This window comes from Nitrobacter sp. TKz-YC01 (assembly GCF_047824785.1).
In the GTDB taxonomy this organism is placed as follows: Bacteria; Pseudomonadota; Alphaproteobacteria; order Rhizobiales; family Xanthobacteraceae; genus Nitrobacter.
Window position 1 is genome coordinate 1172634 of record NZ_CP181167.1, and the last position, 16250, is coordinate 1188883.

Annotated in this window: 14 protein-coding genes; 1 reads left to right on the forward strand and 13 read right to left on the reverse strand. The window is 55.6% G+C overall.

Annotation, left to right across the window (positions count from 1 at the left end):
• Window positions 1-28: 28 nt before the first annotated feature.
• The 4 genes from ACMYR2_RS05590 to ACMYR2_RS05605 all read right to left on the reverse strand — a co-directional run bounded on the left by ACMYR2_RS05590 (window position 29) and on the right by ACMYR2_RS05605 (window position 5149).
• Window positions 29-1378, reverse strand: a complete 1350-nt coding sequence (locus ACMYR2_RS05590) for an O-antigen ligase family protein (RefSeq protein WP_416193835.1) — start codon at window positions 1376-1378, stop codon at window positions 29-31.
• A 264-nt stretch (window positions 1379-1642) separates the two neighbouring features.
• Window positions 1643-2368, reverse strand: coding sequence for a polysaccharide deacetylase family protein (locus ACMYR2_RS05595; protein ID WP_416193836.1), 726 nt, complete (start codon window positions 2366-2368; stop codon window positions 1643-1645).
• On the reverse strand, window positions 2365-3564 hold the full coding sequence (locus ACMYR2_RS05600) for a glycosyltransferase family 4 protein (RefSeq protein WP_416193837.1): 1200 nt from the start codon (window positions 3562-3564) through the stop codon (window positions 2365-2367). The genes ACMYR2_RS05595 and ACMYR2_RS05600 overlap by 4 nt, the downstream gene beginning before the upstream one ends.
• Window positions 3565-3619: 55 nt before the next feature.
• On the reverse strand, window positions 3620-5149 hold the full coding sequence (locus ACMYR2_RS05605) for a class I SAM-dependent methyltransferase (protein ID WP_347263711.1): 1530 nt from the start codon (window positions 5147-5149) through the stop codon (window positions 3620-3622).
• Between the two features lie 214 nt (window positions 5150-5363).
• Between ACMYR2_RS05605 and ACMYR2_RS05610 the strand changes: the two genes are divergently transcribed.
• Window positions 5364-6731, forward strand: coding sequence for a glycosyltransferase family 4 protein (locus tag ACMYR2_RS05610; RefSeq protein ID WP_416193838.1), 1368 nt, complete (start codon window positions 5364-5366; stop codon window positions 6729-6731).
• A 72-nt stretch (window positions 6732-6803) separates the two neighbouring features.
• Here ACMYR2_RS05610 and ACMYR2_RS05615 read toward each other — a convergent pair whose 3' ends face one another.
• The 9 genes from ACMYR2_RS05615 to ACMYR2_RS05655 form a co-directional block, all read right to left on the reverse strand.
• Window positions 6804-7952 carry a DegT/DnrJ/EryC1/StrS family aminotransferase gene (locus ACMYR2_RS05615; RefSeq protein ID WP_347263712.1) on the reverse strand — a complete coding sequence of 383 codons (1149 nt, stop codon included), beginning with the start codon at window positions 7950-7952 and terminating at the stop codon, window positions 6804-6806.
• A gap of 200 nt (window positions 7953-8152) precedes the next feature.
• The gene (locus ACMYR2_RS05620; protein ID WP_347263713.1) at window positions 8153-9013 is read right to left on the reverse strand and encodes a glycosyltransferase family 2 protein; all 861 of its coding nucleotides are present in this window, start codon (window positions 9011-9013) and stop codon (window positions 8153-8155) included.
• 148 nt (window positions 9014-9161) lie between these two features.
• Window positions 9162-10163, reverse strand: coding sequence for an NAD-dependent epimerase/dehydratase family protein (locus tag ACMYR2_RS05625; RefSeq protein WP_347263714.1), 1002 nt, complete (start codon window positions 10161-10163; stop codon window positions 9162-9164).
• A gap of 64 nt (window positions 10164-10227) precedes the next feature.
• Window positions 10228-11337: a DegT/DnrJ/EryC1/StrS family aminotransferase gene (locus tag ACMYR2_RS05630; protein WP_347263715.1), complete on the reverse strand. Its 1110-nt coding sequence runs from the start codon at window positions 11335-11337 to the stop codon at window positions 10228-10230.
• A 161-nt stretch (window positions 11338-11498) separates the two neighbouring features.
• Window positions 11499-11981 carry an acyltransferase gene (locus ACMYR2_RS05635; RefSeq protein ID WP_347263722.1) on the reverse strand — a complete coding sequence of 161 codons (483 nt, stop codon included), beginning with the start codon at window positions 11979-11981 and terminating at the stop codon, window positions 11499-11501.
• A 48-nt stretch (window positions 11982-12029) separates the two neighbouring features.
• Entirely contained in the window at window positions 12030-13517 is a 1488-nt protein-coding gene (locus ACMYR2_RS05640) for an oligosaccharide flippase family protein (RefSeq protein ID WP_347263716.1), read from the reverse strand.
• A gap of 136 nt (window positions 13518-13653) precedes the next feature.
• Window positions 13654-14703: a Gfo/Idh/MocA family oxidoreductase gene (locus tag ACMYR2_RS05645; protein WP_347263717.1), complete on the reverse strand. Its 1050-nt coding sequence runs from the start codon at window positions 14701-14703 to the stop codon at window positions 13654-13656.
• A 69-nt stretch (window positions 14704-14772) separates the two neighbouring features.
• Window positions 14773-15408, reverse strand: coding sequence for a glycosyltransferase (locus ACMYR2_RS05650; RefSeq protein ID WP_347263718.1), 636 nt, complete (start codon window positions 15406-15408; stop codon window positions 14773-14775).
• Window positions 15354-15851 (reverse strand): UDP-N-acetylglucosamine--LPS N-acetylglucosamine transferase, encoded by a 498-nt coding sequence (locus ACMYR2_RS05655; protein WP_347263719.1) that lies wholly within the window; start codon window positions 15849-15851, stop codon window positions 15354-15356. Before ACMYR2_RS05655 ends, ACMYR2_RS05650 begins: the two co-directional genes overlap by 55 nt.
• Window positions 15852-16250: the final 399 nt, after the last annotated feature.

Genomic DNA, 16250 nt, shown 5'->3' on the forward strand with positions numbered 1-16250 from the left:
CGATACACCTCCGGGGCCAGCGATCTCGTTAGATCTGTCGATTGATGCCACGGCGAGGCGGCCGGGATACATGATTGCGGGATGGTTCGGGAGCGTCACGGACACGGTCATCGAACATCCACATAGCGCTGCCGAGCAAAAAAAGGACCAAGACATAAGGCGCATCCCACACGTGGACCGTGCATACGGCGAGGATGACACCGCATATCGTAATGATGAGGCCCTTACGGCATTGTGCTGCATGGAACTGAAGATTCTTCAGCCGTCCCAGACCGAAGCACACCGAAAGAAAATTACCGATCATTAACAACAGGCCGGGAATGCCATAGGTAACGGCCGTGCCTAACCAAAAGTTATCAATGCTGCCACCCATCCAAAATGGACGTTTCCAGTCGTTCATACCAACTCCCAGGATCGGATTATTCATCACCGACTGGGTCCCGTAGTTCCATATATGGACGCGCATGTAGGATGTGTCAGCGTTAAAGGTCAGGTATGAAATAAAAACGTCGATGGGGCTACGGTTGGACATGACGTCCACGAAAAAATAGGCCGTAAGCACGATTGTAGCCAGTATAGCCCAGCGCCGCGTTACGGCCGCAGTGACTTTGTCCCAGCCTATCAACATCGCCTGGACGACGACCGACAGGATCGCTCCTGAGGAAAGAGAGGAGACAACCGCTATGGCTACAAAACCTGGACTCAATCGGCTCAAAAGCGAGCTGCGAAGGACATAAAAGCTGAGAGCGAAGGCGGTTGAACAAACGACGCCGAACAGAATGAAATGTTCGAAGGTGCCTTGTGCTCTTCTGAGTCCGAATCTCGCTTCGCTGCCAACGACATCGTAAACAGAAAATACCGAGCCGAACAATTGGATGAGAATCGGCGATCCTGAAACATTCTCATAGATGGCGAACGGAAGGAGAAAAATCACCATGAGCGTGAGGTATTTAACCATATTCTGAAACGCGGTGATGTCTCGAATATACCGCCTGGCGAAAAGGAATGATCCGAATGTCTCGATGATGAATATACCGGCAGATTGCAGGCCATCGATACCATGGTGGCTTAACAGTACGATCGCGCCCCACGCGGCGGTCGAAAGCATGAAAATGTCCGGCAACCGTATTCGCCCGACCGAGCCGGACAGCCACGCGATCAGGCATGGAATGAAGGTCGCTATCAGCACTAGCCGATATGGAGAGAGGCGCACCGTACCTATGTAGAAGAGCACCGGTGATGCTAACGTGAAAACGAAGATAGGAATGAGTATGGAGGGCTTCAGCCGCCGGACCGGTTGCGCGGTCGCGGCTTCTGGGGCGACGGAAGGTTGGAAACCTCCGATCCGGTGAGGCGCCCTTTTGGCTATGCGTTCCAACCGGCTCCCCCTTACGGCAAATGGCATGATCGCTTTGGTGCGAATACTAGAGCGTTTTCGAGCGAAGTAGTCACCGGTTCACGGTAAGAAAACGCGATAAAACAAAACCATAGAGTCCGCTTCTGATTTCATCAGAAGCGGAAAGGCTGTGGCGTCTGATGTTTGTCGGATACAACGAAAGCTCCGACCCTATCAGGGTAAAATTTTCTCTCCTGCGTCTGACGAGAAGGCTTGACGGGATCTTCTGGCCGACGACCTTGGACATTATCGGTATCGCCAGCGCATCAGCGGCCTATAAAGTCCCAGCTTCGTACTGACCTTCCAGGCAATGCCCCGCTTCGTATTCGGATCGAGCAAGTGCTGGCGCATATATTCCGCGTCCATATTATTTGTCAGACAAAGCCGGGAACAAAGAAAGGATTCGAATCCGCGGTGATACCCTAGCTGGATTGTGAAGAGGTGCGTGTAGCCGGCCTTCAGAGCCGCATCCCAAACCCGCCGGGAAAAGCGCCCGTATGGAAAGGCAAAAAGGGGGACCTCTTTCCCGAGATGGTGCTCCAGTATTGATTTCGACATCTTGAGTTCACGACTGAGTTCAACATCCGAGACCGTCGTCAGATCAGCGTGAGCCATCCCGTGTGAGCCAATAACGCCGCCGCCTCTGCTAATCTCTTCGATCATTGTCCAGTCCATGCGTCCCGCCGTACCGACGAAATCGACCGGGATAAAGGATATAAACCCCGGAATGCGACCGGTCATAATGTAACGATTGTAAACATGCGTGTAGTCGGACAGAAAGCCATCATCGAAAGTGAGCAGAATTCCGCTATTACGACCGGTCTTCGGATGAGACCAGTGGTCCATGAAGTTTTGAGGCGAGATCAGCATATCACCGCAAAGGGCGAGATGCGCATCGAATGCATCATGCGTCAGGCACCACGCATTCGTGGGCGAAGTTTCAACCAGCTCATGATAATTTAAGACGATCATAGGCTTTGTATCAGCTTCGACACGCGCCGTCCCCAGACTTGCCAATTCAGCCTCGTCTCGAAGGCGTCACGGCTCGATTGCCTCATGCGTTCCAGCCGCTCCGAGTTTGCAAATATCTCGGAGATGACGGCCGCATAGTCCACCTTCGTGGCGTTTGGGGGCACCAAAATTCCGGTTTCGCCCTCGTGCACGGCATAGGGCACCCCTCCGGTGGCGCGCACAATGCTCGGCAGGCCATGGGCAGCGGCTTCGCAAAGCACCATGGGATTGCAGTCGGCTCGGGTTGGCAACAGAAAGAAATCCGCATCGCGGTATAGTTGATCCATTCGGTCTCGCTGCTCGCGATCGTTCTTGTCGAGGTAAGGTATAATTGTCAGGCCCTCTTGGGAGACGGGCTTGGGTGGAGTGCATCCGCAGATCACGAGTTCTGTCTCGACGCCTCTGGCTCTTAACTCGACGAGGGTTTCGACTGCGGTGTCGGCGCCTTTCTCGCCCCAATTAACTCCGATTAACAGCAGCCGGCACGGACCCGGCTTGCGGGTTCCAAGGATAGAATCACGGCTCGGCGCCTCCTTGAGGTTCGCTCCCCAGGGAATAATATGTATCCGGGCGGCATCCGCGCCGTAATCCCGAACGGCAGATTCGGCTGCCCATTGCGACGGATAGAGGATGAGATCAGCGCGCGCGATCGTATCGCGCTCCAGTTGGTCCGAAGTTTCGCGGGCGGTGCGCGATAGGTTCCTATAATTCGGATGATAGTCCTCGATCAGCCGGAAGGTTGCGTCTGACGCATAGACCAGGGGAATGCCGTTCGGCACGCCCCAGGCGAAGGTGGACCCGGCGGGTGCGAACACAACATCGGGCGAAACCGCACGGATCTTTCGCGCCGCGTCCGCCGAGTACTGTGCGACGACCGAAGCGGCTTGGAATGGCGAGAGGCTTCGCCTGCGAAACGTGCGGCGAAGTTTAGAATACGCTTTGTAGAATGGCAGGATCGGCGCGCTTAGAGGACCAATATGAACTATATCGTTGCCTTCATTTGCGAGTGATTGCGACATATGGAACGGGGTGCCGGACCAGAATCTTACATTGCTTCCGTCGCCGATAGTGACAAAAGCGATCCGCCGTGCTGCTTGGCCGCCGGAGATGTGATTCCGATTCATTTTGTTCTCCTGCAGGAGATCTTGTTCGACCATACGGGAGCTCACCGGTTACGCGGATCAATAGTGAAGTGTTGTTTCGGTGCGGTCTTCATTGAGTGATAAAGTCAGTTTGTGCTGGGTGCAAAGGTTTCGTTGGCGATGGAAGATGCCCGCGCACGTCCGGCGACCGTTTTGCCGATACCACGACGGATGTTGCAAGGGAGATCGCAAAAAATTTTGGAAGGAAACCACTGATCGCGGAGGTTATCTTGCCATATGTGTTTGTTTCCTGGCGATTCCGAACCCCGATCGTTTGATCGATCTTCATTCCCGACTTGATGCACCAACGCTTTACGCGACGAGCTGTACTGAGGTGGACTCCGGTGGTTGAATAACCCTTTCCTAGTTGAAGGACGGATAGGTCATGGGAGATCTGCCGGATGGTACGAAGAGACAACATGTTTGGACTTTGAATGATCAATGTGGAGCCGTCGCTCAGACAATCGATTAACCTCGACAACACCCCTTCTGGGTCTTGGGCAAGATGCAGGACGTTTAGACAAAGGATACAATCGAATTTCTCTCCATGTGTCAGCGTCACGATCTCGTGAATGTTTCCATCGATCATTTCCACGCCACGAGCGGCGGCACCATTGGAAACCACGGGGTCCAGAGGCAATGCAACGACCCGCAATCCCTGCTCGATTAGCTTCGTTTCCGTAGCCCCGGATCCGCATCCGATTGATAGAACGTTGCGCGCCCTTCGTGGGATTGCGGACATTACGTCCTCGTTGATCGGCTCGTAGTAATCCTTGGAGTAATGTCCGCGGGGAAGTTTTGTTTCGGTGTTGAACAACGGGCGCGGCGTCCTCCACTGCTCGGCAATCCGGATCAACGCTTCGGTCTGATCCGTAAGCTCGGCTTTGGTGATGCCGACACGTCCCGCATACTTGTTGGATGCGTGGTGAACGGTAAAGGCTTCGATGTGTGATACCGGAACGAGCTTCTTGAAGCCACATTGCGTGTAGGGGTCTGTGGCTGCCGTGCAAAGAAGGTCGTACATTTCCTCGTGAGGATCGACCAGAAATCCCCCCGACTGAATCGCCATTCTGAGCTGGTTTTGCGTAAGAACGTAGCAGGCCGCATGCTCGTTGGTGAAATGGGCGAGGGTGTAGGGACCTCTGACCCGAACCGATGTCGAATCCCAATGGAAGTTTTCGTGAATGTCCGGGTAGCTCTTTTCGCCGTTCTCGCCCTGCTCGAACCGTAAGAACCCTGCGATTTCGTCCTGTTGAAGCGCCGCTGTCACCTCTAGAAAAGCCCGGACATTCTTTTCCGTTATCACGATGTCGTCTTCGGAGTAGATGAACAGGTCGTATTTGCCGGCCCGCTCGGCAAAAAGTTGCTTGTGGGCAAAGGGCAGCGACCACGGGTTCTTGTTTGGGAAACCTACGCGACATTCAACGCCCGGAGCAGATTTATCGATATTCGAAAGGACGACGATGTCGATATCGAACGGCATGGATCGGTATTCATGAATGAGCCGCTCCAGGTAACGGTCGTTGGACGTGCCATAGCTTGCCAGCGCTACGAGAATACGGAACGATGCACTCCAGGCATGGTCATGAAGGGCAGTCATTTTTGGAATGGTCCTTTCCAAGCTAATGTCGGCTTTGTCGCCGCCGAGACCCGTTGTGCGGACAACCGCGGGAAAACAAACCTTACGTTATAAAGGTACAATAAATTGGATCGCTCTGCTTCGAAAAAAAACTGCATCATTACGGCAATTGAATTGAATAATTAATATGACGAGAGTTGTAAATTAATAGGACGAAAGTCAAACGCGGACGCTAGTGCGTCCGCACGTGTGTCGCTATTTCGAACAGCCGGTCGGCCAAGCATTCTCCGGCAGACGTGAAGGGCGAAAAGGCATGAAGGTACTTTTTTACCCTCATTCAATGGAAGTAGGAGGGTCGCAGCTGAACGCTCTTCAGCTTGCGGGCGCGGTCCGCGAGCGCGGGCACGAGGTGATCGCGTTGTCGGAACCGGGCCCGCTTGTGGAGCGGGTGAGGCGGATGGAGCTCGAGCATATCGAGATTCCGGAGCGTCGGAGACGGCCATCGGGGAGTGTGATGCGCACAATCGGCCGTCTGGTGCGGGAACGCGGTATAGACGTCGTGCACGGACATGAGTGGCCTCCTATCATCGAGGCGTTTTTTGGCGCACGTGTCCCTCATCGAACCGCCGTTGTCGGGACAATAATGTCGATGTCGGTGGCGTCGTTTTTGCCCCGTGATGTGCCGTTGACAGTGGGAACGGAATTCATTCGCAAGGCCGCGATGGAAGCAGGGTACCGGCAGGTCGAACTGCTGGAGCCACCGGTGGATACAAACGCGGATAATCCGGCTGTCGACGGGGATGGCTTTCGCGCCAGGCATGGCATTCAGCCGAACGAAGTCCTTCTCGCCATGGTCTGTCGGCTGGTGCCGGATCTTAAGCTGGAAGGTCTGTTATCGGCATGCGAGGCGGTTCGTGAACTGGCCGTCGCAGGCTGTCCGGTGCGGCTGGTCATCGTCGGTGATGGCCGCGCGCGCGGCGAGGTAGCGCGACACGCCGCCGCGGTCAACGCGTCCGCAGGCCGCGAAGTTGTGTTGATCACAGGCGAGATGACAGATCCTGCCGCTGCCTACGCTGCAGCGGATGTCGTTATCGGTCAAGGCGGCTCGGCGTTGCGGGGAATGGCTTTCGGAAAGCCACTTGTCGTCGTCGGCGAGGAGGGTTTCAGCGAATTATTGACCTCGGAAAGCCTACCGGTCTTTCTCGGGCAGGGATGGTACGGTCTTGGGCCGGGTTCGCTGGGCGTGGGGACGCCAGCGCTTCGCATTGCGCTCGAGCGGCTTGTCGGCTCGCCGAAGTTGCGTAGCGAGTTGGGGCAGCTGGGCCGCCAACTCACGGAGCAGAGATTTAGCTTGGAGCACGCGGCCAACGTCGTTGAAAATCTGTATCTGTCTGCAATTCGGAACCCCGCGCCCTTTGGGAGCATGCTTTCGGATTTCGTCCATGTCAGCGCCGGGTTGGTAGGCAACAAGATCGGACGAAAGTATCAGCGGTGGACCGGCAGGTCGTCAGTCGATGACAATAACGCACGTGAGTTGATCGCTGCGGTTATCACGAACGGCAAGCGCGGTGAGACGTTGCCTTTCAGAACAGGCCCGCAATAGCATCACATATACATAATCAAGGCGACTTGAATCGGCGCAGCGAGCCTCGTGCGCCGCGCCGAAGTCCATAAATCACACGCGTACGCGCTCCAGTTCGGACTGTAGCGCATTAGCGACACGCACCTGCTCCTCCTCGACCATTTGCGCGTAGATCGGAAGCAGGATCGAGCGGTTTTGCGCAAGTTCGGATTGGTGCAAGTCGTGGCGTTGCTCGCTGCCGGCATAAGGCGCTTCCCGATGTGCGCACATGATGCCGCGCCGTGTGGCGATGCCTTTATCGAGAAGGTTCTGCATCACCGCTCTCTGATCGATGCCATCGGGCAGACGTACACAGTAACTCTGCCAGTTGGATCGCGCCCATTCCGGCTCGTGCGGCAAAATCAAGCCGTCAAAACTACCTAAGAGCTCGCTGTAACGAGCCGCGACTGTACGCCGCCGCGCAATCAGATTAGGGAGGCGTTCAAGCTGCTTTCGCCCAATAGCGGCTTGCATATCAGTCATCCGGTAATTGAATCCAACGAAAAGATACTTTTCGAAGATAATTTCTGGCGAGCCATGCCGAACGGTATCAGGAACGTCCATCGCATGTTGTCGCCAGAGTCTGAGCTTGCGATCATGATCGGAATCGGAGGTCGTCAACATGCCGCCTTCGCCGGTGGTGATGACCTTGCGAGGATGAAACGAAAAACACGCCATTGTCCCGTGCGGCTTTCCGATCAGGTCCCATTTGCCTCCGATCTTGATCTGGCTTCCGATTGCACAGGCGGCGTCTTCGATAATGGCAATGCCGTGGCGCTCGGCCAAAGCCGTGAGCAATGCCAGGTCGCATGGCATTCCCATCTGGTGCACCACCAGGATCGCGCGTGTGCGTTCGGTAATCGCGTCGGCGACGCATGCTGGATCGAGGTTGTAAGTGGCGGGGTCGATGTCGACAAAAACAGGTGTCGCGCCGCAATAGCGGATGCTGTTGGCGCTTGCGATGAAAGAGTGGCTCGCGGTGATGACTTCGTCGCCGGCTCCGATCCCAAGGGTAAGCAGCGCGAGATGCAGAGCGGTCGTGCAGTTCGATACCGCGCAGGCATGCGGCGCACCGACGAGTGCTGCGAACTCGCGTTCGAAGGCAGCCACCTGAGGGCCTTGAGACAGCCAGCCGGAGAGAACTGTCTCGTGCGCGGCGTCGGCTTCGGCCTTATCAAGAAATGGTCTTGCAATCGGGATCATGATGATGCCAGCGCCTCTGCTTTGTTGGATACGTTTTCTCTGAGTGAAACATGTTCGGTGAAGTGTTGGTAACCTTATGGAAGGTGCAGGGTGCGTCGCTGGACACCTCATCTAAACGGTCGGGGCGGCGATGCCATGTAACGAAGAAGGATGGTATGCGGCAGGTTGATGGGGATACGAACGCTACGCTCTTGTTTAAATTATTTGAGTAAATCTGTAGATAGCGCGGTGCGAGAGGTCTCATCACGATGCCAAAGATGTGCTCCGCTTCGAAGACCTCGCGTTGCTCTGTACCGTGCAATAATGTTGACTAAACAATAGATCACCAGCCCCAGCCACAATCTCGGCTTGCTGAGCAGTGCAAGAAGCCTCGAATCATTGGCTTCGCCCATGTTTTTTTGCAGGTCCGGAAAGCGCCGGGCGAGATCGAAGGTTCCTCTATAGGCACGGGTTCTGATCGCGATCAGCTGCAACCAGGTGCGCGGAGGGAAGACCGTGGATGTCACGTCCGGTAGGGTCTCCCGTTCGTTCATGCCGAACTGAAGGCGAACGTAGGTGTCGTCGGCGGTGACGTCCGGAAATTTACCGAACCGTCTTCGTCCCGCCTCGGATAGTGCATAGACGCCGGACCCGCCGATCCCCTCTCGCGAAGACGGCAGTCGCGAACGAATATCGTAATATTTGCGGATCATCCATGAGCAGCCCGTCAGATTGATATCCGCCGTTGGCGCAACTGCCAGAACGTCGCCTTGCGCGAGCCGCTTTGCCAGAGCCCGGATCGCGTCAATGGAGATCAGGATGTCGGCATCGACATAAATTCTGGGGAAACCGCTCGAAATTTGATCGCCGAGGTTCAAGGCATGGGTCTTGCTCGCGATCTCAGATTCGACAACACGGAGGGTGGGTTCGAAGCCTCGTGCGACTGCCGCGGTGTCGTCCATGCATCCATTGCAAACGACGACTACGTCGACCTCCTCCGAAGCCAGGGCTGTGACCCATTGGCTCAACGTCCGTGCAATCACGGAGCCTTCATTGTGGGCAGGGACGACGATCGAAATCATGGCTGGCCTAATTCAGATGGATTAGTTTCGGTTAGCTTTCGGTTTCCATAGCTCCGGTTCGAGGGCAGGCACTGGAATACGGAGCCTAGCCCGGACAGATTTCGCGAGCAGTCTCGATTTCATTCGCATCAAGCAATCGCCCGGGTTATCAAACGGCTGCCTCCTTTTGCCGGGGCGTTGCCGAGGACGAGAGTTCGCTGCGCCACCACGCAACGAGTTGATTCAATCCTTGTTCGAGCGGAATCGTGGACCGGAAGCCGAGCAACTCTTCTGCCTTCACCGTCGAGGCAAGACGTCGAGGAACAGGATTGACGCTACGCTCCGGAGCGAATTCAGGGGTGAGGCCGCCTCGACCCATGACCGAGGTCAGTGCGGTCGCGAGCTGCGCCAGGCTGGTTTCGGTTCCGCTGGCCACGTTAAATACCTGATCGGTGGCGTTTGATTTGGCGCCGAAAATATTAGCGCGGGCGACATCCCTGACGTGAATGAAATCCATGGTCTGCTGGCCGTCGCCAAAGATGATCGGCGGCAGATCCGCTTCCAGCCGTTCCATCCAGCGGATCAGGACTTCCGTATACCGCCCGTGAATGTCCATGCGCTCGCCGTAGACGTTGAAATATCTGAAGGCGACATAATCGAGCTTATACATCTCGTTGAAGGTGCGGAGCAAACCTTCGTTGAAGGCTTTCGCGGCGCCATAGAGCGTACGGTTATCATATGCGTTGTGATGTTCCGTCGTCGGGAATTCATCGGCCATGCCATAGACCGATGCCGAGGATGCGGCGATCACTTTCTCGATGTGGTGCTGGACGCAAAGCTCGAGTAAATCATAGGTGGCCTGAACCATGACCTCCATTGCGAGACGGGGTTCGGCTGCGCAGTGTGTGATCCGCAAGGCCGCCTGGTGAAACACGATGTCCGCATCCTTTATCAGCGACGTCATTAGTTTTCTGTCGCGGATATCACCATCGATCAATCTGACGGGGCCGCGGGCAAGGGACTTCTCCAGGTTCTCTGGGCGCCCACGCACCATGTTGTCGATAGCGACGATTTCCCGGCAACCTTCGTCGCACAGAAGGTCGACGATGTGAGAGCCTATAAATCCGGCTCCGCCAGTGACCAGGATTTGTTTTCCCTTTAAGTCGGCCACATTACACTCCATTTGCGATTTGATGAATCTCGCTTCGCTTGAGAGCAAAACGAGAGAACGCGTGCTACGCCGCGAGAGCTGGAAGAGCCTTTTTCAGTTCCGCCGCAACCACATCAACCTGCTCGGGCTTGAGCTCGGCGTAGATCGGCAACGATAAAAACTGCTTCGAAAGCGCTTCGGTAACCGGCAGCGAACCGACGCCATGACCGATATCGGCGTAGGCCTTCTGCAAATGCACGGGAATGGGATAATGGATGCCAGTGCCGATTCCTGCGGTCTGCAAGGCGGCCTGCGTTTCGTCGCGTCGGGCGAGGGTCACCGCATAGACGTGGTAGACGTGCCTGCGCTCCGCCGGAGACGCCGGCCGCTGACAGGGTAATTTCTGCAGCAAGCGGTCATACTGCGAGGCGGCGGCACGGCGGCCTTCCGTCCATGCCTCGATATAGTTCATCTTGACGCTGAGAATGGCGCCCTGAACCCCATCCATGCGGTAATTATAGCCGCGTAGAACGTGATTATACTTGGATTCCTGACCCCAGTCGCGAAGCAGTGAAATGCGCTGCGCATAGTCGGCTTTATTGGTGACCACCGCGCCGCCTTCGCCATATGCGCCGAGGTTCTTGCCGGGATAAAAGCTGAAGCAGCCGAGATCGCCGATCGAACCGGCGCGCCGGCCTTTGTATTCGGCGCCATGAGCTTGCGCGGCGTCCTCGATGACCACGAGGCCGTGCCGCCGGGCGATCTCCATGATGGGATCCATGTCGGCCATCAGCCCGTGAAGATGGACGGGGAGAATCGCCCTGGTTCGCGGTGTGATCGCGGCTTCGATTGCCTCCGGGTCTATCGTCCATGTCTCGGGATCAACGTCGACGAAGACCGGCTTGGCGCCGGCGTAAAGGATGGCAGCCGTGGTCGCGACGAACGTCAACGAAACGGTAATAACCTCGTCGCCGGCCCCAACGCCCGCTGCAAGAAGGGCCAGATGTAGGGCAGATGTCCCGGTGTTCACCGCAAGACAATGTTCGGTACTGCAATAAAGCGCGAATCGCTTCTCGAAGGCAGCCACTTCTGGACCCTGCACATACTGGGTGCTATCGATGACGCGCAGCACGGCGGCATCGATCTCGGGCTTCATTTGCAGGTATTGCGCTTTTAGATCGAGAAAGGGTATCAAGGAAATAATCCTTTTGTAGGGCGCATCTCGCGGTAACGTTTAATTCTGAGGCAAAAACAAAAACTACACAATTTAAAAGATAATAACAGAGTAAACTAAATTGATCCATCTGGCAGACAGGGCATTTCCGCAAGTTTGATTAATTTGGAAAGGCCGAACCGTCAGGCAGGCGCATTGGTTCTGGATTTGACGGATCGGGCTGGAACGCCGGCGACCACATCACCCGGCGCCACGTCACGGGTGACGACGGCGCCCGCGCCGACAATGGCGCCATCGCCGATCGAGATTCCGCATAGGATGGTGGCGTTGGAGCCGATCGATGCGCGGTGCCCGACTCGAGTCGGCTCAACCTGCCAATCATCGGCACCTTGCAGCCGGCCATCCTCGGTCGTGGCGCGCGGTTGTTTGTCGTTGGTGAACATAACGCCGTGTCCGATGAACGCTTCGTCTTCAATTGTCACGCCCTCGCAGATAAAGGTGTGCGACGAAATCTTGCATCGAGCACCAATTTTGGCGCCAACCTGAATCTCCACAAAGGTTCCGATGCGGGTTTCATCTCCGATAATGCATCCATAGAGATTAACTAGGTCGGGGTGAAAAATACGGACGTTACGTCCTAGCTGAACGTCATTTTTGATTGGCATTGGTTCTGGCCCCGATCTGTCTTGAGGTGCGGTTTCTTGGAAAAACATCTATCGCACGACGTTGCGCCGCGCGGGCAGCGCAAATTTGAACGGCAGACGCTCGAGTACCGCGCGGCTCGCCTGCTGCAACAGCGGCAGCAAGGGATGGCGGGTCGCAATCAATGCCAGCAGCCAACATAGGGCCGTACCCAAACAAGCCAGGGCTAGCCCGGCGATAGGTTGAACTATCAGGAAAGCCACGAGCGCGGCGCAGACGCCGGCGGGTATTAAGCTGGCGAGCGTCACCAGCGCGCTTTTGGAGATCGCGCCAAGAAGATCCTTCGATTTTACATCAAGGCGCCTGCTGACAAAATAGACCGCCACGAAGGCCTGTAGCGGCAGTGTCAGAAGCGCGGATGCCGCGACTGCTTCGATGCCGATGAATGAGGCGGCAAAAATCAGAAGCAGGGAGGGCGGCAGCGAGATGAGCGATGAGATAAGCGCGTCGCGCACGTGCCCCACCGCAACCAGCATCGGATATGTCAGGCAGGCGGCGAACAGAGCCAGATTCGCAATGCACAGAAGCTGCACAAGCGGGATGATCTCGAGCCATGTCGAACCCAGCCAGATCAGAATGACCGGATGGGCCATGACGGCGAGGAATGTAAGGGCAGGCCACTGGACGGCGCTCAGAAGCGTTACCGAGTCTAGGTAAATCTTGCGGAGGCCTGTTCCTGCTCGATTCTCGACGAAGATCGCCGGCATGATAACCGGACCCAGCACCTGACCAACCAGCTTGTCGAAGACCTGGGTGACCCCGATCGCACGGCTGTAAAGTCCGACGGCGCTGAAATCGAGTATGCGGCCAAGGAACAGTTGTGGCGAGAGATTATAGAAGACGTTGATCAGGCTGACGCCGCCTGAGTACATCCCGAACTTGAGGACGTCGGAACAGTTCCAGAGGGATGGATTGAAGATTCGAATATTGGGTGACGTCGCCACCAACAGGATAGTCAGGAACAGATTCATCGCGACTCCGCCCCAGATGGGCGCCATGAAACTGAAATCCAGAACGGCGAGCACGACAGAAACAGCTGCTCCGACAGTATTCGCAGTAAGACTGCAGAGGGCAAGTTTTCCGAATGCCATTTTCCGCCGGAGCAAGGCCGATATCACGACCGAAAACGGAGTCAGAAGAAAGTTCAGAGCCGCAACGGCCATGCCGGTATCGAGGCCGCTCTGCTTGAAGAATACGACAAAAACCTTGCCGGAAACGACAAGTATCAGTGCAAGAGCGATCGAAATGCAGGCGGTGACGGTAAATGCCGTCCGGGTATCCAGATCTGTCAGGTCTTCTTTCTGAATGAGATAGTTCGCGCCGCCGAACTCCTGGAACGACGCCGCAAAAATCGCAACGACCGCATTTACGACCGCATAGATGCCGAACTCCGCCGGAGTCAGTAGTCGTGAAAGGATCGCGGTCGAGATGAAAAACAGCAACAGGCCGCCATACCGCTCAATCGCGGAGAAAAAGATTGAGCGTTGAACGGAGCCCATGGCGAGTTACATCATCTTGCGATCTGAAGAATGACTGTGATCTCAAGCGAACAAGATTGGCGTGAAGCGGTTCCTTTAGATCCGCGGCGGATCAAACGCCACGGAGTTCCCGGGCAAGCCCGCTTAGACAGAAACTCTAGGCACTTTTTCGAAATGCAATGGACTGTCCAAGGCGGACCGGACGACCTTGTTCGGTGATCGATCGCGACGCGGCTTCGAGAATCTCGACGATTTCCAGTCCCGACGTAGCGCTCGAGATCGGCATCTTATTATTGATGATGCAATCGGCGAAATGCTCAATCTCGGTTTGAAGCGCTTCAGCGGTTGAAATATGAGGAGCCCACATGTCGCCCGCGCGATATCCGATTTTGAGTTCGTGAGTGTTCTCCGACGAGGGATTCAGGATGATGCCCTTGTCATACACCTTGATCTTCTCAGTCGGTTCGACGTCGTCATAGACGATCATCGTGCGGCTGCCGCCGATGAAGGTCTGGCGCACCTTGATGGGGGAGAGCCAGTTGACGCTGACATGGGCGACGCATTTGGAATCAAAGAACAGCGTGATATGCGCCATATTTTCTGGAGAGCCGTCAACATGACGGGAGGCAGTTGCCGAAACCGAAACCGGCTTTTCCTTGATGATGTAATTGATAATGGAAATGTCGTGAACGGCGAGATCCCAGATCACGTTGACATCGCTTTGGAACAGGCCAAGGCTTGAGCGGATGCTGTCATAGTAATAAATTTCACCCAGTTCGCCGGTGTGGACAAGTTCGCGAATCTTTTGGACCGCCGGCGTATAGAGGAAGGTGTGATCCACCATCAGGATCAGATTCCGGCGGTTGGCTTCGTCGATCAGGCTGCGGACCTGCTCCGCCGTTGGTGCTAGCGGCTTTTCGACGAAGACGTGTTTTCCCGCCTTCAGAGCAGCCAGAGCCAGATCGTAGTGGGTGCGGGTCGGAGTTGCGATTGCGATCGCATCAATCGCCGGGTTTGTCAGCAGGTCGTGGAAATCCGAAGTGGTTGTGACACCTGGATAGAGCCGTTGGCTGGTCGCGAGCTTGCCAGGATCGAGATCGCATATGCTGACCACATGGGTCGATATACCGTTCGAGAAATTCCGGACGAGATTGGGACCCCAATATCCGTAACCGATTACGCCGACGCCGAGTTGCCTGTTCGTCATGTTTTACCTGTCATATTGGGGTCTCCTTGCTGCGCTCTGCAGAAGGCGAAGCGCGCAGAAGAAGAACTTTTACGATCGTTTCACTGTCCGGCTGGCATCGGACGCCGGCTGGTGGACGACTCTGGGCATCCTGCCTGGCGAGTCCCGGCGACACCCCTTATCGTCGGAGCGAATGTTCTTTGCTTCAATAAACGTCCGAATGGCGCGAATCAGATCTGAAGATGTTTCGGAGTTGAGTCGCTCCGAGGTCGTCGGATTCTGGAGATCATCCAGCCTTTTATGGAGTTCCTGCCGATCCATGGCGGAGAAAATACGGCCGTTTTCAGAGAGGCGCCGCGCGGTTGCGATCTGATGATCGTTGCGATGCTCACCAAGATCTGCACGGCGCGGCATCACGACGATCCTCTTGCCGAGTTCGAGAGCGGTGATGATCGACCCCATTCCGGCATGAGCGATGATAAGGTTGGCGACTTCGACATGCTTTTTGAATTCGTCGGCGCCCACAAACGGTGCGGAGCGGATGTGCCTGGGACGAAAGTCGGAGGGACCGATCTGGGCAAAGATGTCGGAGCGGCCGCGCACGCCCGCCCATTCGTCGACCGCCCGGATCAGACGATCGAAAGATCCCTGGGTGCCCACGGTAACAAAAATCATAACACCGAACCCACGTAATATGGTCCGCCAGCTTTTGCCAGATCCGGCCACTGGGTCAGCCACAGATCTGCACAGCGGCCAATCCGACGGCCGGATACCGACAGTTGGTCGACATTCGCGATGCTATCCAACCAGATTGTTCTGGCTCCGAACAAATGACCGAGGAGAAGGGCGAAATAGCCGGGTGCGGCGCCGGTCGAAGCGACGATCTCGGGCCGTTCGGTCGCGATGATCCAGGCAATCTCAAACGCGGTCTTAAGAAGACGGAGTTTGGTGGAGAGATTAGAGTCGGTTACGGTCAAAAACCGATAGCCGACGACCTGAGATCGATAGGATTCGTGTGTTGTTACGAACGTAACATCGCAATCCTGGAACGCCGGACCGATACGTAGAAGCTGTATCCAATGACCGCCGCCCGAGGCAACCGCCAGCAATTTGCGGCGTGCGGCCTTCCGTCGAACAACATGACTTCCACGGTGAGACGACTCGGTCATAATACCAGCCCGATTGCGGCTTAAAAATTAAACAATAATCTAGCCCGATTACCGACCGTATCAAATATTAAAATTTAATCAATAATAATATTTCTTTGAGTAGGGGAATTTGCTTAAATTGGTTAAACGGCTCTGAGATCAGGTTTTACAAGTGTTTGGCGCCAGCGTTGATTGTGTTCCGGCACGAGCCTTCGCGGAAGGAGTACGATAAAGTCATCTGGCCAAAATAAAACAGGCGCGTTTCAAACAGGTCACTGCTTTGTTGTCATCGCGGTCGCCCTTGAGCCGGTCGCATTTGCGAATGATGGGCCGCGCCAGTGCAATCTGAAACCAATCCATAAAGGGCGGCTCAGGGTTAGGCTCAACGCAGTTGAATCAGAACCCAAACAATTGTGGCTT